This window comes from Stenotrophomonas sp. ASS1 (assembly GCF_004346925.1).
In the GTDB taxonomy this organism is placed as follows: domain Bacteria; phylum Pseudomonadota; class Gammaproteobacteria; order Xanthomonadales; family Xanthomonadaceae; genus Stenotrophomonas; species Stenotrophomonas maltophilia_A.
In genome coordinates, this window is record NZ_CP031167.1 from 308044 (window position 1) to 325000 (window position 16957).

The 16957-nt window shown below is 68.6% G+C and carries 14 protein-coding genes (1 of these 14 cut by a window edge); 4 read left to right on the forward strand and 10 right to left on the reverse strand.

Annotated features, from left to right (window positions below):
* Nucleotides 1–4 precede the first annotated feature (4 nt).
* Complete coding sequence (locus tag MG068_RS01425; RefSeq protein WP_132808897.1) at nt 5–2350, forward strand: phosphomannomutase/phosphoglucomutase; 2346 nt, start codon at nt 5–7, stop codon at nt 2348–2350.
* 95 nt (nt 2351–2445) lie between these two features.
* Here MG068_RS01425 and MG068_RS01430 read toward each other — a convergent pair whose 3' ends face one another.
* The 8 genes from MG068_RS01430 to pyrE form a co-directional block, all read right to left on the reverse strand.
* Nucleotides 2446–3159, reverse strand: a complete 714-nt coding sequence (locus MG068_RS01430; RefSeq protein WP_004153862.1) for a response regulator transcription factor — start codon at nt 3157–3159, stop codon at nt 2446–2448.
* Nucleotides 3140–5800, reverse strand: a complete 2661-nt coding sequence (locus tag MG068_RS01435) for a sensor histidine kinase (RefSeq protein ID WP_132808899.1) — start codon at nt 5798–5800, stop codon at nt 3140–3142. Before MG068_RS01435 ends, MG068_RS01430 begins: the two co-directional genes overlap by 20 nt.
* A gap of 51 nt (nt 5801–5851) precedes the next feature.
* Nucleotides 5852–6502: a potassium-transporting ATPase subunit KdpC gene (gene kdpC / locus MG068_RS01440; RefSeq protein ID WP_121505155.1), complete on the reverse strand. Its 651-nt coding sequence runs from the start codon at nt 6500–6502 to the stop codon at nt 5852–5854.
* Complete coding sequence (kdpB, locus tag MG068_RS01445) at nt 6499–8556, reverse strand: potassium-transporting ATPase subunit KdpB (RefSeq protein WP_132808901.1); 2058 nt, start codon at nt 8554–8556, stop codon at nt 6499–6501. The genes kdpC and kdpB overlap by 4 nt, the downstream gene beginning before the upstream one ends.
* 10 nt (nt 8557–8566) lie before the next feature.
* Nucleotides 8567–10273 (reverse strand): potassium-transporting ATPase subunit KdpA, encoded by a 1707-nt coding sequence (gene kdpA / locus MG068_RS01450; protein ID WP_132808903.1) that lies wholly within the window; start codon nt 10271–10273, stop codon nt 8567–8569.
* Between the two features lie 12 nt (nt 10274–10285).
* Nucleotides 10286–10378, reverse strand: a complete 93-nt coding sequence (locus tag MG068_RS01455; RefSeq protein ID WP_005407770.1) for a potassium-transporting ATPase subunit F — start codon at nt 10376–10378, stop codon at nt 10286–10288.
* Nucleotides 10379–10552: 174 nt separating this feature from the next.
* Nucleotides 10553–11221, reverse strand: coding sequence for a hypothetical protein (locus MG068_RS01460; protein ID WP_132808905.1), 669 nt, complete (start codon nt 11219–11221; stop codon nt 10553–10555).
* 19 nt (nt 11222–11240) lie between these two features.
* Nucleotides 11241–11900: an orotate phosphoribosyltransferase gene (pyrE, locus tag MG068_RS01465; protein WP_010486876.1), complete on the reverse strand. Its 660-nt coding sequence runs from the start codon at nt 11898–11900 to the stop codon at nt 11241–11243.
* Between the two features lie 162 nt (nt 11901–12062).
* On the opposite strand from pyrE, the gene MG068_RS01470 reads away from it, so the two are divergent.
* The 3 genes from MG068_RS01470 (at nt 12063) to MG068_RS01480 (ending at nt 14542) form a co-directional block, all read left to right on the forward strand.
* Complete coding sequence (locus MG068_RS01470; protein ID WP_032128444.1) at nt 12063–12863, forward strand: exodeoxyribonuclease III; 801 nt, start codon at nt 12063–12065, stop codon at nt 12861–12863.
* Complete coding sequence (locus MG068_RS01475) at nt 12860–14233, forward strand: muropeptide MFS transporter (RefSeq protein ID WP_049462159.1); 1374 nt, start codon at nt 12860–12862, stop codon at nt 14231–14233. Before MG068_RS01470 ends, MG068_RS01475 begins: the two co-directional genes overlap by 4 nt.
* Nucleotides 14234–14311: 78 nt before the next feature.
* Complete coding sequence (locus tag MG068_RS01480; RefSeq protein ID WP_005420465.1) at nt 14312–14542, forward strand: hypothetical protein; 231 nt, start codon at nt 14312–14314, stop codon at nt 14540–14542.
* A 70-nt stretch (nt 14543–14612) separates the two neighbouring features.
* Here MG068_RS01480 and MG068_RS01485 read toward each other — a convergent pair whose 3' ends face one another.
* The gene (locus tag MG068_RS01485) at nt 14613–15740 is read right to left on the reverse strand and encodes an anhydro-N-acetylmuramic acid kinase (RefSeq protein WP_132808907.1); all 1128 of its coding nucleotides are present in this window, start codon (nt 15738–15740) and stop codon (nt 14613–14615) included.
* A 65-nt stretch (nt 15741–15805) separates the two neighbouring features.
* A protein-coding gene (locus MG068_RS01490; protein ID WP_032128447.1) for a M23 family metallopeptidase crosses the window boundary here: on the reverse strand, nt 15806–16957 show its 3' portion. Its footprint extends 321 nt past the window's final position; the window shows 1152 of its 1473 coding nt (coding positions 322–1473); its start codon lies off the right edge, out of view; it ends in the stop codon at nt 15806–15808.

Sequence of the window (16957 nt, forward strand, 5' to 3'; positions counted from 1 at the left end):
ATCGATGAGCGGCATCGGGGAAGGACAGCGGGGACGGTCGTTGGGACGCAGTGCGCCACTACTGGGGGTGCTGCTGATCCTGCTGGCCGGTTGGTTCGGATGGAGCGCAGTGCAGCAATGGCGGCAGGAGGCCAACGGCCAGGCGCTGGAAGCCGCACGTGACCAGGCCGTGCAGGGCCTGCAGGAGGCCGCTGCCGGCCAGCTGAAGCAGCTGCAGCAGCAGCTGAAGAACGAGCGCGTGCAGCAGGCGCTGCAGGCCGGTGATGCCGCTGCGGCGGCACTCGCGGTCCGCGAGAGCTGGACCGGCGTCGAGCACGCCGAGGTACTGACCGCCGATCTGGCCAACGCCTACGCCGACCCGGCCGCCTTTGGCTATGCCCGATTGGCGCTGCTGGAAGCGGCATTGGCCGAAGGCAAGCCCAGCCTGCGCGTGGTCCGCGATGGCGGTGGCAATCGCCTGGGCCTGGCAGCGCCGGTTCAACTGGGCAGCCTCGGCCCGGCGGTGCTGTATGTGCGCCAGCCGTTGCTGCGGCTGACCTCACCGCTGGATCAGGTCAGCGCGCCATCGGCCGGTTTCCTTGGCCTGCGCCAGGGCGCGCATGACCTCGTCGCCCAGGGCGATGCCGGCCTGGCCGAAAGCGCCGAAGCATTGGCGCGGCCGATTCCGGGGACGCCGTTGCGGCTGGTGGCCGCGGTACCCAATGTCGAACCTGGTCCGCTGGGCCTGGGTTCGCTGGCCAGCGCCATCGTTGCGCTGCTGCTGGCGTTCATCGCCGTGCTGCTGGTGGTGGGGCGCGGCCGCCTGCCGAAGTCGCTGCCGCTGCCGCGTCGGGCGACCGTGGCGGAAGCCGATCATGGCCCGACCCTGAGCGAGAGCCTGCAGATGGCGCCGCCGCCGGTGGCCGAGGCCAGCACAACTGAAAGTGCACCGCCGCCCCCGCCACCGGTTCCGGCCGAGGAACTGGCGGCCGGTATCTTCCGCGCCTACGACATCCGCGGCGTGGTTGGCAGTGAACTGACGCCGAAAACGGCGGCGCTGATCGGCCAGGCCATCGGCACCGTGGCACTGGAGCAGGGTCTGCGCGAGGTGGTGATCGGCCGCGACGGCCGCCTGTCCGGCCCGGAACTGGCCGCAGGGTTGGCCGAGGGCCTGAGGCGCGCCGGTTGCGCGGTGATCGACATCGGCCTGGCACCGACCCCGGTCGTGTACTACGCCGCCTTCCATCTGCGTACCGGCACCTGCGTGGCGGTCACCGGCAGCCATAACCCGCCCGAGTACAACGGTTTCAAGGTGGTCATCGGCGGCGAGACGTTGTCCGGTGATGCCATCACCGATCTGTACCAGCGCATCGTCGAAGGCCGCCTGGTACAGGCCGCCGAGCCGGGCGATTACCAGCAGCGCGATGTCAGCGCCGACTACATCCAGCGCATTGCCGACGACGTGCAGCTGGACCGCCCATTGAAGGTCGTGGCCGATGCCGGCAACGGCGTGGCCGGCGCGCTCGCGCCGCAGCTGCTGGAAGCGATCGGTGCGGAAGTCATCCCGCTGTACTGCGATGTCGACGGTACCTTCCCCAACCATCATCCCGACCCCAGCGAGCCGGCCAACCTGGAAGACCTGGTGCAGACGGTGAAGCGCTTCGGTGCCGATCTCGGCGTCGCCTTCGATGGCGACGGTGACCGCCTGGGCGTGGTCACCGGCGAAGGAAAGATCATCTATGCCGACCGCCTGCTGATGCTGTTCGCCGCCGACGTGCTGATGCGCAATCCGGGCGCGATGGTGATCTACGACGTGAAGTGCACCGGCAAGCTGTCCGACCACGTGCTGCGCAATGGTGGCAGCCCGCTGATGTGGAAGACCGGGCATTCGCTGATGAAGGCGAAGATGCGCGAGACCGATGCCGAGCTGGCTGGCGAGATGAGCGGCCACTTCTTCTTCAAGGAGCGCTGGTTCGGTTTCGACGATGGCCTGTATGCGGCTGCGCGCCTGCTGGAGATCCTGGCCCAGCGCGAGGAGACTCCGGACGAGGTACTGGCAGAGCTGCCGGAGATGGTGGCCACGCCGGAGCTGAAGGTGCCGGTGGCCGAAGGCACGCCGCATGCGCTGGTGGCGATGCTGGTGGCGGCGGCGCAGTCGCCGGACAACCCGTATGTGGGCGGTCGCCTGTCGACCATCGACGGCCTGCGCGTGGACTTCCCCGATGGCTGGGGCCTGGTGCGCGCCTCCAACACCACACCAGTGCTGGTGCTGCGCTTCGAGGGCAATGACGAGGCGGCGCTGGAACGCATCCAGGCGCTGTTCCGCAGCCAGCTGCAACCGGTGCTGGGCGACACCCCGCTGGGGTTCTGATTGATCGGGATTGGATCGATCGGGTAGTGCCGGCCGCTGGCCGGCAACCACAGGATGGTTCTGGGGTTCAGGAGGTTGCCGGCCAGCGGCCGGCACTACCCCTTGAACCGCAAGCCCACGCCCGGTTCGGTGAACAGGTAGCGCGAATCCAGCGCTGAATCGCCCAGCTTGTGCCGCAGCTTGCCGACCAGGATGCGCAGGTAATGGGTGTCGTGCTGGTGGGTCGGGCCCCAGATCTCCTGCAGGATCTGTGGCTGGGTCACCACCCGCCCGGCGTTGCGCAGCAGCAGCGACAGCAGCGCGTACTCCTTGCGGGTCAACGCTACCGGCTCGCCATCCAGCGCCACTTCACGGCGGACCAGGTCCACATGCAGGTGGCCATCGTCGAATACCGGCGGCGTGCCATCACTGGGCACGCTGCGCGTGCGCAGCAGCGCCCGCACCCGCGCCATCAGCTCCTGCGTGCCGAACGGCTTGGTCACGTAGTCATTCGCGCCGGTATCCAGCGCACGCACCTTCTCCGCCTCGCCGGCACGCACGGTCAGCATGATCACCGGCACCTGGCTCCACTGCCGCAGTTGTTCCAGCACCTCGTGGCCTTCCATGTCCGGCAGGCCGATATCCAGGATCACCAGATCCATGTCCTCGCTGGCGGCCAGCTGCAGGCCTTCCTGGCCGGTGGCGGCCTGCCGCACCTGGTAGCCCTGCGCGCGCAGGCTGATGTCCAGGAACCGGCGGATCTGGGTTTCATCATCGATCACCAGCACGCGCGCGGCCGGCACGCTGGCATCAATCGGGGTCGGGCTCATCGTGGGAGGCTGGCTTGAGCAGGGGCAGGGTGATGCGGATCAGGGTACCGCGACCGTCGCGTCCGGGCAGCGCCTGCACGCTGCCGCCATGCGCGCCGATCATGCCCTGGCAGATGGTCAGGCCCAGGCCGGTGCCATGGCGGCCACGGTCGCCACGTTCGACGCTGTAGAACATGTCGAAGATGCGCGCACGCTCGTCGTCGGGAATGCCGGGGCCGGCATCGATCACGTCGATGCGCAGCTGGCCGTCCAGTTCACGCGCCTGCACCTGCACGGCCGCATCCGGCGGTGAGAATTTGGCCGCGTTTTCCATCACGTTGAACACCGCCTGTTCGACCAGCGCCGGGTGTACCCAGATCGGCGCCAGCGTGGCCGGAATGTCCAGCTCCAGCCGCACCTTCGGCTGGTAGCGCTGCAGGCGCCGTGCGGCCGAGCCGATCAGTTCGTCCACGCCGATCCAGTCGCGGTTGATCTTCAATCCCTCGTGGCCGAGGCGGGTCATGTCCAGCAGGTTCTGGATGTAGCGGTCCAGCCGTTCGCCCTCGACCAGGATGGTGTCGAGCAGGGCACGGCGATCGGCCGTATCCATTGCCGTACCATAGCTGGCCAGGCTGTCGGCCGAGCCGATCATCGCCGCCAGTGGCGAGCGCAGGTCGTGCGACACCGAAGAGAGCAGCGCCGAGCGCAACCGCTCGGTCTCGTTGCTGACGTGCGCCTGCTCCAGTTCGGCCACCAGCCGCGTGCGCAGCGCGGCCTGCGCGATGTCATCGACCATTGCTTCGGCCAGCTGCCGTTGTTCGGGCAGCAGGCGCGCCTGTGCGCCGGGCAGGTACAGGCCGGCCACGCCGATCGCGCGGTCCTCGCCATCCAGCAACGGCAGGAACCACCACTGCGCGCCGGCCAGGGTGTCGGTGAAGCGGCCACTGGGCTGGCCATGGCGCAGCGCCCAGTCGGCGGCGGCCAGGTCGGTGTCGCCGGGCTGGCTGCGGCCACCGGTTGCGGTATCGGCGCCGATGCGCAGCCACGCCGGCACGTCCATGGCCTGTTCCAGTGCATGCCGACCCGCCTGCGCCACCTCGCCGTTGCCGGCGGCACTGGCCAGTTGGCGGCCCAGCTGCTGGCGCGCACGCGCATGGCGGTTGGCCGCGCGCAGCGCGATCACCTGCATGCGCAGGCGCGAGGCCAGGCGCCCGGCCACCAGTGCCGCGGCCAGGAACAGGAACACGGTGATCACGCCCTGGCGTGCACCGATGGCGAAGGTGAAGCGCGGCGCGATGAACAGGAAGTTGTAGGCGAGGAAGCACAGGATCGCCGCCATCACCGCCACGCTGGCGCGCGTGCGCGCAGCGACCAGCACCACCGCCACGATGAACACCATCGACAGATCGGCCATGCCCACCCAGCGTTCGGCCAGCCATGCCACCGCACAGGCCAACGCGGTGGCGATCAGTGCCTGCGCCGGTTCGTAGCTGATGCCGCGCACCGGCGGCAGCAGGCCCTCGCGGCGCGAGCGCGCACGTGCCTGCGGCGTGCTGATGATGGTGATCTCGTAATGCGCGCCGCGCTGGATCAGCTGCTGGGTCAACGTTCGGTTGAACATCCGCGCCAGCGGGCGCTCGCGGGTCCGCCCCAGCACCAGGGTGGACACGCCGTTGTGCGCGGCGTGGTCGAGCAGGGCGTCGGCGATGCTCGATCCGTGCAACAGCTCGGCGTCGCCGCCCAGCCGCCGTGCCAGGGCGAAGGCCGCATCGATCTCGCGCTGGGTCGCCTCGTCCTGGCGTCGTCCCTGCACGGTCACCACGGTCCATGGTGCGTCGCGGCGTTCGGCGATGCGTCGCGCCACGCGCACCAGGTATTCACTCTGGCCGCCGCCGTCGATCGCCACCAGCACGCCGCGGCGCAGCGGCAGGTTGCTCTCGCCACGGGCAGCGCGTGCCTCACGCAGGCTGCTGTCGACGCGATCGGCGGCCTCCTGCATTGCAAGTTCGCGCAGTGCGGTCAGGTTGGCCGGCGAGAAGAACGCCTGCAGCGCCTGCGCGGCCTGTTCCGGCACATAGACCTTGCCCTGCTGCAGGCGCGCGATCAGCTCGCGCGGCGGCAGGTCAACCAGCACGATGTCGTGCAGGCGGTCGAGCACGCCGTCCGGCACGGTCTCGCTCACGCGCACGCCGGTGATGCGCATCACCACATCATTGAGGCTTTCCAGATGCTGGATGTTGACCGTGGTCCAGACGTCGATGCCGGCGTCCAGCAGCTCCATCACATCCTGCCAGCGCCGCTCATGGCGGCTGCCCGGCGCATTGCGGTGGGCCAGTTCGTCCACCAGTACCAGTGCCGGATGCCGTGCGAGCACGGCATCCAGATCCATCTCCTGCAGGATGTGGCCGTGATAGGCCACTGCCTTCAGCGGCAGCTGTGGCAGGCCCTCCAGCAGCGCCTGGGTATCGGCGCGGCCGTGGGTTTCCACCAGGCCCACCACCAGGTCGACACCGCGGCGCAGCTGTTCCTGTGCGCGGGTCAGCATGGTGTAGGTCTTGCCCACGCCCGGCGCCGCACCGAGGAACACGGTCAGCTTGCCGCCGGCTTCGCGTTGCAGGCCTTCGACCAGGGCATCGGCCTGGCGGGTACGCGCATCAGTCATGGGTGCCGCTGTCATGGCCGCCATTGTGCGCGCAGCCGGTGCAGGTCGGTATCACGGTGCCTTGGCCGCGTGGTCCAGCGCGAAGTTCAGCGTCACCACGTTCACCCGCGGCTGGCCGAACAGGCCCCACTGGCGACCTTCGGTATGCGCCTGCACCAGTGCCTGCACGCGTTCCACCGGCAGGCCACGGGCACGTGCCACGCGTGCCACCTGCAGGCGCGCCGCCGCCGGCGACAGCTGCGGATCCAGGCCGCCGGCGGACTGGGTGACCAGGTCCGCTGGCACCTGCGCCGGGGCGACACCTTCGCGCGCGGCCACTGTAGCCGTGCTGGCGGCAACACGCTCGGCCAGGGCCGGGTTGCTGCGCGCCATGTTGGAACCGGCCGCGGCCATGGGGTCGTAGTTGGCTGCCGACGGACGTGCCTGGAAGTAGCCGTCACCGGTGAACGGCTGCGACAACCATGCCGAGCCGCGTACCTGGCCGTTGCCATCGCGCAGCAGGCTGCCCTCGGCCTGGGTCGGGTAGGCCAGGCCGGCAAAACCGGTGGCGATACCGGCGTAGACCGCACCGGCCAGCAGCAGGGTGGCCAGGCCCAGGCCGATCGCCGGGCGCCAGCTGGCGCCGTCCTGCAGGCTGGCCACGCGGGCCTCGGCTTTTGCTTCGCGGGACAGGGAGGTGGAGGTGGAAGCGGAACGGTTCATGCGCCGAATACCAGGACAAGAAGAAGGTCGATCGCCTTGATCGCCGCGAACGGCAGCAGTACGCCGCCGAGGCCGTACACCAGCATGTTCCGGCGCAGCAGCGCGGTTGCAGTGGCCGGGCGGAAGCGCACGCCACGCAGGGCGAGCGGGATCAGGGCGGGAATCACCAGGGCGTTGAAGACCAGCGCTGCCAGCACCGCATTGCGCGGGCTCGACAGCTGCATCACGTTCAAGGCGGCCATGGTCGGAACGGCCGCGGCGAACAGCGCCGGCAGGATCGCGAAGTACTTGGAGACGTCGTTGGCCAGCGAGAAGGTGGTCAGCGCGCCGCGGGTGATCAGCTGCTGCTTGCCGACTTCCACCACTGCCAGCAGCTTGGCCGGATCCGAATCGAGGTCGACCATGTTGCCGGCCTCCTTCGCCGCCTGCGTACCGGAGTTCATCGCCAGGCCGATGTCGGCCTGGGCCAGTGCGGGGGCGTCGTTGGTCCCGTCACCGACCATCGCCACCAGGCGGCCGCCGGCCTGCTCCTGGCGGATGCGTGCCAGCTTGTCCTCCGGGCGAGCCTCGGCGATGTAGTCGTCGACGCCGGCTTCGGCAGCGATCGCGGCGGCGGTCAGCGGGTTGTCGCCGGTGATCATCACCGTGCGGATGCCCATCGCCCGCAGCTGCGCGAACTTCTCGCGCATGCCGTGCTTGACCACGTCCGACAGCTCGATCACGCCCAGCACGTGGCGGCCCTCGGCCACCACCAGCGGGGTGGCACCGTTGCGTGCGACCTGTTCGACGCGACCGGCCAGTTCCGCCGGCACGTTGCCGCCCAGCGCCTGCACGTGGGTGCGGATCGCATCGGCGGCGCCCTTGCGGATCTGCCGCCCATGTTCCAGATCCACGCCGGACATGCGGGTCTGCGCACTGAACGCCAGGTACTCGGCGTGGTCCGGTTCGGCGGTGGCACAGCCCTGTTCGCGCGCCAGGCGCACGATCGATTTGCCTTCCGGGGTCGGGTCGGCCAGCGAGGACAGCAGTGCCGCCTCGCGCAGCTGGCTCGCGTCGATGCCGGCCAACGGATGGAAGTGGCTGGCCTGGCGGTCGCCGTAGGTGATGGTGCCGGTCTTGTCCAGCAGCAGCACGTCCACGTCTCCCGCGACTTCCACCGCCTTGCCCGACTTGGCCAGCACGTTGGCGGCCAACGCACGGTTCATGCCGGCAATACCAATCGCCGGCAGCAGGCCGCCGATGGTGGTCGGGATCAGGCAGACCAGCAGCGCGATCAGCAGCAGCGGGTCAACCTGCACGCCTACCGCCGCGCCAATGGCCGGCAGCGTCGCCACCACCACCAGGAAGGTCAGCGTCATCGCCGCCAGCAGCAGGGTCAGTGCGATCTCGTTCGGCGTCTTCTGCCGGTTGGCGCCTTCCACCAGCGCGATCATCCGGTCAAGGAAGCTGTGGCCCGGCTCGGCGGTCACCCGCACGATGATCTGGTCGGACAGCACCTTGGTGCCGCCGATCACGCCGGAACGGTCGGTACCGGCCTCGCGCAGCACGGGGGCCGATTCGCCGGTCACCGCCGCTTCGTTGATGGTGGCCAGGCCTTGCACGATCTCGCCATCGGCCGGCACCAGTTCACCGGCGCTGACGATCACATGGTCGCCCGGGCGCAGTTCGGCGGCCGGCACCTGGGTTTCGGCGGCGCCCGGCTGCGGCGCCGCCAGCCGGCGTGCCACCAGGTCCTGGCGGGCACGCCGCAGCGAGGCGGCCTGGCCACGGCCACGCGCTTCGGCCACCGCTTCGGCGAAGTTGCCGAACAGCACGGTCACCAGCAGGATCACGGTCACTGCCAGGCCGAAGCCCAGCGGCGCATTGCCGGTCAGGGTGACGATCGCGGCCACGATCGTGCCGGCCATCACCACCGCCATCACCGGGCTGCGCACCAGATGCATCGGCGACAGCTTGCGCACTGCGTCGACCAGCGCACGGCGCAGGCCGGCGCCATCCAGCAGGGCAGGGCGCGCTGCATGGGTACTACGGGTTGAACTTGCTTGGGTACTCATCAGGGTGTCCTTAGTGCAGTCCCAGGCTCAGGTGGTCGGCGATCGGGCCGAGTACCAGCGCCGGCATGAACTGCAGCACGGTCAGGATGACGATCACCGAGACCAGGGTCAGGGCGAAGGTCGGGGTTTCGATCTGCAGGCTGCCGGCAGACTCCGGGGCCTGGCGCTTGGCAGCCAGCTGTGCGGCCACCACCAGCGGAATGATCAGCAGCGGGAAGCGGCCCAGCAGCAGTACCAGCGAGCAGCTCAGGTTCCACCACAGCGTGGCGTCGCCCAGCCCTTCGAAGCCCGAGCCGTTGTTGGCGTAAGCCGAGACGTACTCGTAGAAGACCTGGCTGATGCCATGGAAGCCGGGGTTGGAGGTGCCCGCCAGGCCGGGCACGGCCAGGGTGATCGCGGTGAACACCAGCAGGGTGATCGGCTGCAGCAGCACCAGCAGGGCCAGCAGGCGCACCTGTGGCGTCTCCAGCTTGCGGCCGAACAGTTCCGGCGTACGCCCGGTCATCAACCCGGCCAGGAACACACCCAGCAGCAGGTACACGATGAACTGCTGCAGGCCACAGCCGATGCCGCCCCAGATCGCGCTGACCAGCATGTTGACCATCGCGATGCCGCCACTCAGCGGTGCCAGCGAATCGTGCATGCCGTTCACCGAGCCGTTGGAGACCTGGGTGGTCACCGCCGCCCACAGCGCGGTGCCATCGGCGCCGAAGCGCACTTCCTTGCCTTCCATCAGCAGCGGCGTGGCGGCGCTGGCGCTATGTCCTTCGCTCCACATCATTGCGCCGGTGGAAAGCAGCGACATGCCCAGCATGCAGCTGAACACCAGGGCGCCGAAGCGACGTCGGCCGGTGAACGCACCGATCATGAAGATCACCGCCATCGGCACCAGCAGGATGCCGACGATTTCCAGCGCATTCGACAGCGGGGTCGGGTTCTCCAGCGGGAAGCTGCTGTTCGGCCCGTACCAGCCGCCACCGTTGGCGCCCAGCTGCTTGGCTGCGACCATCGCCGCGACCGGGCCCAGCGGCAGCTTCTGTTCGGCCATGCCGGCGCTGGCGTCGATCGGCGTGGCCTGCGGCCCACCGGTCATCGTCGACGGCACGCCCTGGCTGGTCAGCACCAGCGTCCACACCAGGCACAGCGGCAGCAGGAAGCGCACGCACAGGCGCACCACGTCCACGTAGTAGTTGCCCACCGCCACCTGGCGGTCATCGCCGGTACCCGTCGCCGCCGCCTGCGGCGCACGCGCGAACAACGCGCGCAGCGTCGCCACTGCCAGCGCCAGGCCCATCATCGGCGTCACCACCTGCAGGCCGGTGATGCCGGTCATCTGCGAGAGGTAGGACAGCTGCGCCTGGCCAGAATAGTGCTGCTGGTTGGTGTTGGTCAGGAACGAGATCATCGTGTGCAGCGCGGTGTCCCAGCGCATGTTCGGGATCTGGTCCGGATTCAGCGGCAGCCAGGCCTGGGTCATGAACACCGCCTGGGTCAGTACCGCGACCACCACGTTGCTCAGCACGAAGGCCAGCACGTAGCCGCGCCAGGACATCGAGCGCGACGGATCGACCCCGAACACCCTGTACAGCGGCTTCTCGATCCAGTGGAACAGCACGTCGACCTTCATCGGCGTGCCACGCATCACGCGGGCCAGGTACAGGCCCAGCGGCCACGCCAGCAGCAGGCTGGCGGCAATAATCACAAGCATCTCAGTCATGGCCGGCTCCGCTCAGAACGACTCGGGCCGCAGCACGACATAAAGGAGATAGGCGGCGGCGACCAGCACCAGCACGCCACACAACAACGACAGCCAGGGGGACATTGCAATAGCGTCCTGGTGGAACCCCTCCACCTCAGGCCGTCATCGTCGTCCTGCCCCCCATAAACGCACTACGCGCCGGACCGGGCCGACGCGTAAAGAGTGCATAAATTCCGTGGTCCAATCCGTAACCAGGCCCTGGGTAGCGCCGGGCCATGCCCGGCGACGGGAGCGTGGTCAGCCCGCCGGAGCCTGGCTCGCCGACACCAGCCCCTTCAGCTCGCGATAGCGCTGCAGGGTGCTGTCGATCTCGGCCTTCAACGCCTGCTGCTGCTGCAGGAACCCGGCTTGCAGCCGTTGCTGCGACTGCAGTTGCACGTGCCGCTGGCGGATCGCCTCGGCCTGCTTGTCGGCCACCTTGCCACCGGCCAGTTCGCGGTCACCTGCGGCCGCCAGCAGCGCCACCAGCGACTCACGCAGGCTGGTGACGTTGTACTCGGCGGTCTTCAGGTTGTTGTCCAGCACTTCCTGGCGCTCGGCGAACACCCGGCGCAGGTCGTCCTCGCTGCCATAGGTGGTCAGCATCGCCTGCTCGGTGCGCTGGCGGGTCTGCGCGGCCATCAGGTCCAGCTGCTGCTGCGCCGCCTCCGTGCTGGCGGCTGCGCGCTCTTCGTCGGTCAACGCGCGCTGGACCTGCGCATTGCGCAGGCCACTCTTCGCGTTGAACTCCTCGCGGGCATGGTTGACCGCATCGGCCGGCAGCGAATCACTGCAGATCCGCTCCTTGCCCTCGTTCCAGCAGTACAGCTTCTTTTCCGTCTTGCCGCTGTCGCGCGACTGCGCCGGTACGGTGAACGGCACGGCCAGCAGCAGGCCGGCAAAGAGGACAGCTGGAACTCGGGACATGACCTTTCCCCTGGGTCGGTCAGCGGATCGAACGGACGCCGTACTGGGCCCGGTAGGCTTCCAGCGGCTGCCGGTAACCCACAAGTTCCGGGTTGCCGGAGGCGAAATCAAGCAGGTCGGCCAGCGACGCCACGGCGATCACCGGAATGCCGGCTTCCTCGGCCACCGACTGCGCCGCCGAACGGCGATCGGTTTCCGAAGCGATCTCCTGGCGGTCCAGCGCCACCACGATGCCGGCCGGGGTGCCACCGGCGGCGCGGATGATGCCCAGCGCTTCACGGATCGCGGTGCCAGCGGTGATCACGTCGTCGACGATCAGCACGCGCTTGCCGTTCATGTCGGCGCCGATCAGCTGGCCGCCTTCGCCATGGTCCTTGGCTTCCTTGCGGTTGAACGACAGCGGCAGGTCACGGCCACGCTGGGCCAGTTCGCAGGCCATCGCGGTGGCCAGCGGAATGCCCTTGTAGGCCGGGCCGAACACCACGTCGTACTTGATCCCGGTGGCATCGATGGCATCGGCGTAGCAGGCGCCGAGCTGCGACAGCAGCGAACCGGAGTCGAAACGACCGGCGTTGAAGAAATAGGGGCTCAGCCGGCCGGACTTGAGGGTGAACTGGCCGAAGCGCAGGGCGTCGGCGGTCAGGGCCAGCTGCAGGAAACGGTGGCGGTGGTCGCTCATCAAAACTCGATTCATCTTCATTTGGAGCACAAATCCTAATCCAGCTGGGCGTTTCGCGCTCGTCCGGGGCCCTGTGAAGGGTGTCGCGGCCCGGCCTGGCGGACTGCGCAGCCCCGCGGGCAACCGGTATGCTTGCCCGGTTTCCCGCCGCAGGTCCCCCGCATGCGCATCATCAGTTTCAACGCCAATGGCATCCGCTCCGCCGCAACCAAGGGCTTCCTCGACTGGTTCCGGTCCCAGGACGCCGACGTCCTGTGCATCCAGGAGACCAAGGCCCAGGAAGACCAGCTGACCGATCCGATGTTCCGTCCGGACGGCCACCACTGCTTCTACCGCGACGCCATCACCAAGAAGGGCTACAGCGGCGTGGCGATCTACAGCAAGCGCGAGCCGGACCAGGTCATCACCTCGCTGGGCTGGGCCCCGTTCGACGACGAAGGCCGCTACATCGAGGCGCGCTACGGCAACCTCAGCGTGGTCTCCTTCTATATCCCGTCGGGCAGCTCGGGCGACCTGCGCCAGGGCTTCAAGTTCGAAGTGATGGAATGGCTGCGGCCGATCCTCGAGGAATGGGCGCGCAGCGGCCGCGACTACGTGCTGTGCGGCGACTGGAACATCGTGCGTTCGGCGCTGGACATCAAGAACTGGAAGTCCAACCAGAAGAACTCCGGCTGCCTGCCGGAAGAGCGCGACTGGCTCAATGCCCTGTGCGCCGACCATGGCCAGGCCACCGATGTCGCCGCCGGCCGTGGCTGGGCTGACGCCTACCGCCTGCTCAACCCCACCGGCGAGGACTACACCTGGTGGAGCAACCGCGGCGCTGCCCGCGCCAACAACGTCGGTTGGCGCATCGACTACCAGTTCATCACCCCGGGCCTGCGTGACCGCCTGCGCAGCTGCTCGATCTACCGCGACGAGCGCTTCTCCGACCACGCGCCGTTCATCGTGGACTACGACCTGTGACCGAGGCTGCCAAGCCGCGTCGGCCGTGGCAGCAGGTGGTGTCCAACCTGAGCCAGCGCAAGGTGCTGGCGATGCTGCTGCTCGGCTTCAGTTCCGGCCTGCCGATCTATCTGGTGGGCAACACGCTCGGCTTCTGGATGCGCAAGGAAGGCATCGAGCTGAGCACGATCGGTTTCCTGTCATGGGTCGGGCTGGCCTACACCATGAAGTTCCTGTGGGCGCCGATCGTCGATAAGACCGACGTGCCTCTGTTCGGTCGCTTTGGCCGCCGCCGTGGCTGGATGCTGCTGTCGCAGCTGGTCGTGGTGGTGGGCCTGGTCGGCATGGCGCTGGTCCAGCCCAAGGGGGGCCAGATCCAGTTCCTGGGTATCGCCTGGCAGCACATCGTCGTGTTCGGCGTGATGGCCGTGATCGTGGCGTTTGCTTCGGCCACCCAGGACATCGTCATCGATGCCTGGCGCATTGAAAGTGCTGACAACAGCGAGCAGCTGGGCCTGCTGACCTCATCCTCGGCGCTGGGCTATCGCACCGCATTGCTGGTCACCGATGCGCTGATCCTGATCATCGCGGCCCGTGTCGGCTGGCAGGTCTCGTACGAGATCATGGCCGTCCTCATGGCGCTTGGCGTGGTGGCCGTGATCATGGCCCGTGAGCCCGCGCGGGAAGTGGCTGCCGTGCAGGCTCAGGCGACCTCGCTGTGGACGCCGCGGGGCCTGTTCGACGCCGTGGCGGGGCCGTTCATCGCCTTCGTCCGCGAGCATCGTAGTGGTGCGATCCTGATCCTGGTGGCCATCAGCGTCTATCGCATGGCCGACTTCGTCATGGGGCCGATGGCCAACCCGTTCTACGTCGATCTCGGCCTGGACGAGGACACCGTTGGCGCTGTACGTGGCTCGGTGGGCCTGGTCGCGACCTTCGTCGGCATTGCTGCGGCGGGCCTGGTCTCGGTTCGCTGGGGAGTGCTGGCGGCGCTGATGGTGGGCGCCGTGCTGGGTCCGGCCTCCAACCTGGCGTTTGCCTGGCTGGCCTATTCGGGCCCGGACACCACCCATTTCGCGGTGGCCATGGCAATCGACAACTTCGCCAGCGGTTTCGCCGGTACGGCGCTGATCGCCTATATGTCGAGCCTGACCAGCATCGGATACACCGCAACCCAGTACGCGCTGCTGAGTTCGTTCTACGCGATGCCCGGCAAGGCGCTCAAGGGGCTCTCGGGGTGGTCGGTACAGACGCTCGCGCAGGGCCGGACGCTGCTGGAAGGCTACGCGCTGTTCTTCGTCGGTACCGCGCTGGTGGCGATCCCGGTGGTGATCCTCTGCGCTCTGTTGATCGTGCAGCAGCGCCGTCGCCAGGCCGCAAGCGCCGCCTGATTGCCTGCCCGCCCGGTCTGCGGGATCATCGCCCCCGACGCGCCGAGGGGGCGGTGCCTTGCGAACGGGGAAGTGAGCATGGCCGACGTTGTGCTGCGGGACCTGGACCCGCTGCTGCTGGAACGTATCCGACGTGTCGCGGTTGCCCGCGGCTGGACCCACGAACAGACCTGCGCCGCTTTGCTGGAGCAGGGCCTGTTCAGCAGTGAACTGGAGGTCCGCTCCGGCTTCGGCGATCCCGAAGTGGACGCGCTCTCCGACGCCATCGCCGCCCTGCAGGCCCTGCCCGCAGGGCAGGGCTTCGATTAGTGCCCATGTAGCGTCGAGCCACGCTCGACCGCCGTTCCCGGTAGATCCACGCCATGCGTGGATGACCACCTCACGCGAGATGTATCGCCCCCAGGATCCGCGGCCCCGTCGCCCCGGTCACGCTCGGCAGGTTGCCGGCCAGCCCGTCCATCGTCCGCTGCGCCAGCCAGGCGAAGCCCATCGCTTCCACGTACTCCGGGTCCAGCCCATGCACCGCGCTGGACTCCACCTGCACCCCCGGCAGCCGTGCAGCCAGCCGCTTCATCAGCTGCCGGTTGCGCACCCCGCCGCCGCACACCAGCAGGCGCCGGGTCTGCGGCTGCTGCGCCAGCAGCGCATCGGCCACCGTCGCCACAGTCAGCTCCAGCAGGGTGGCCTGCACATCGGCGGCAGCGTACTGGCCTTCGCCCATGTGGGCCTCGGCCCAGGCCAGGTGGAACTGCTCACGGCCTGTGCTCTTCGGCGGCGGCAGCGCGAACCACGGCTCCGAACGCCAGCCGGCCAACAGGCGTTCGTCCACCGCGCCACTGGCGGCATACGCGCCGTCGGCATCAAAGGTGCGGCCGGTGTGGCGCTGGCACCAGGCATCCATCAGCGCGTTGGCCGGGCCGGTATCGAAGCCACGCACCGCGCCTTCGCGCGGGATCAGGGTCAGGTTGGCGATCCCGCCCAGGTTGAGCACGGCGCGGTCTTCATCAGCCGTGCCCAGCATGCCGAGGTGGAAGGCCGGCATCAGCGGCGCACCGTGGCCCCCGGCCGCCACGTCGCGGCGGCGGAAGTCGGACACCGTGGTGATCCCGGTCAGTTCGGCAATGCGGTTGCCGTCGCCCAGCTGCACGGTGAACGCCGGATTGGCCAGCGGACGATGGCGCACGGTCTGGCCGTGCGAGCCGATCGCGCGCACCTGGCTGCGATCCACACCGGCCTCGGCCAGCAGTTGATTGGCGGCTTCAGCGAAGCTGATCGCGATCCGCGCGTCCAGTTCGCCCAGCTCCTCCAGCGAGTCCAGCGGGCCCCCTTCGCCCAGTGCCACCAGCCGCGCCCGCAGCACCGGCTCCCAGCGGGCGGTCAGCCCATGCACGAAGCGGCAGCCACCAATGGCGGGGAACTGCACCAGCGCGGCATCGATGCCATCGGCGCTGGTGCCCGACATCAGGCCAAGGTACAGGGGGGCGTCAGCGTCGGCAGTCGTGTTCATGGCAGGCATAAAAAAAGGACGCGGCAAGCTTGGGCTGCCGCGTCCTTCTTCGTCAACGCAGGGGCTCAGCCGCGCTTGCGGCCGGTTGCCTGCTTGTCCTTGGCGCTGGCCACCTCGGGGGCGGCCTCGTCGCGGCTGGTCGGTGCCGGGCTGGCGTCGGCGTAGATCAGCTTCTCCATGCCCTGGATGCGCGCCATCGCCGGTGCGGTCTGCGCGCGGAAGGCGACCAGCTCGGCGCCCTTCAGCGGCTCCGGCGGCGGCATGGTCACGGTCAGCGGGTTGCGGTGCTCGCCGTTGACGCGGAATTCGTAGTGCAGGTGCGGGCCGGTCGCCAGGCCGGTCGAGCCGACATAGCCGATCACCGTGCCCTGGGCCACGCGCTGGCCGGTCTTGATGTTCGCAAAGCGCGACATGTGGCCGTACAGGGTGGTGTGGCCGCGGCCGTGGTCGAGGATCACCACGTTGCCGTAGCCACGCTGCACCCCGGCGAACTGCACGCGGGCGTCGCCGGCGGCCATGATCGGGGTGCCGGTGCGCGCGGCGTAGTCCACGCCCTTGTGCATGCGCATCTTGCCCAGCACCGGGTGCTTGCGCGCGCCAAAGGTCGAGCTCAGCCGTGCGAACGGGATCGGCATGCGGATGAAGCTCTTCTTCAGCGAACGGCCGTTGATGTCGTAGTACTCGGACTTGCCGTTGCGGTCGAAACGGAAGCCGGAATAGGTCTTGCCACCGGTGGTGAAGGTCGCCGCCAGGATCTTGCTGGTGTCCACCTTCTCGCCTTCGCGCCAGGTTTCATCCATCACCACGCTGAAGCGGTCGCCCGGCTGCAGGTCCTTCGAGAAGTCGATGTCGTACTTGAAGATGTCGTCGGTCATCGTCGCGATCGCCGACGGCGACAGCCCGGCGCGCCTGGCCGCAGCATACAGCGAGCTGGTGATCTCGCCGCTGGTGACCACCGTGCGCGTGGAGGTCTCGCGTTTGGTCACCTTCTCCTTGATGTCATCGCCGGCCAGGCTCAGTTCCACCCGGTTGTCGGCATCGCGGTCGAAGCGGATGCTGCGCAGGTCACCGGACAGCGGCATGTCGAAGGCGATCTCGGCACCCGGGCGCAGCTTGGTCAGCGCCTCACGTGCACCTGGGTGGTCCAGTACCCGGTGCAGGGTGGTGGCCGGAATGCCGGCCTTGTCGAACAGGTCGCTCAGGGTCTGGCCGCGCTG

Coding starts and splice junctions, on each gene's coding strand:
- MG068_RS01425 (WP_132808897.1), top strand. CDS start 5: ATGAGCGGCATCGGGGAAGGACAGCGGGGACGGTCGTTGGGACGCAGT.
- MG068_RS01430 (WP_004153862.1), bottom strand. CDS start 3,159: ATGAGCCCGACCCCGATTGATGCCAGCGTGCCGGCCGCGCGCGTGCTG.
- MG068_RS01435 (WP_132808899.1), bottom strand. CDS start 5,800: ATGACTGATGCGCGTACCCGCCAGGCCGATGCCCTGGTCGAAGGCCTG.
- kdpC (WP_121505155.1), bottom strand. CDS start 6,502: ATGAACCGTTCCGCTTCCACCTCCACCTCCCTGTCCCGCGAAGCAAAA.
- kdpB (WP_132808901.1), bottom strand. CDS start 8,556: ATGAGTACCCAAGCAAGTTCAACCCGTAGTACCCATGCAGCGCGCCCT.
- kdpA (WP_132808903.1), bottom strand. CDS start 10,273: ATGACTGAGATGCTTGTGATTATTGCCGCCAGCCTGCTGCTGGCGTGG.
- MG068_RS01455 (WP_005407770.1), bottom strand. CDS start 10,378: ATGTCCCCCTGGCTGTCGTTGTTGTGTGGCGTGCTGGTGCTGGTCGCC.
- MG068_RS01460 (WP_132808905.1), bottom strand. CDS start 11,221: ATGTCCCGAGTTCCAGCTGTCCTCTTTGCCGGCCTGCTGCTGGCCGTG.
- pyrE (WP_010486876.1), bottom strand. CDS start 11,900: ATGAGCGACCACCGCCACCGTTTCCTGCAGCTGGCCCTGACCGCCGAC.
- MG068_RS01470 (WP_032128444.1), top strand. CDS start 12,063: ATGCGCATCATCAGTTTCAACGCCAATGGCATCCGCTCCGCCGCAACC.
- MG068_RS01480 (WP_005420465.1), top strand. CDS start 14,312: ATGGCCGACGTTGTGCTGCGGGACCTGGACCCGCTGCTGCTGGAACGT.
- MG068_RS01485 (WP_132808907.1), bottom strand. CDS start 15,740: ATGAACACGACTGCCGACGCTGACGCCCCCCTGTACCTTGGCCTGATG.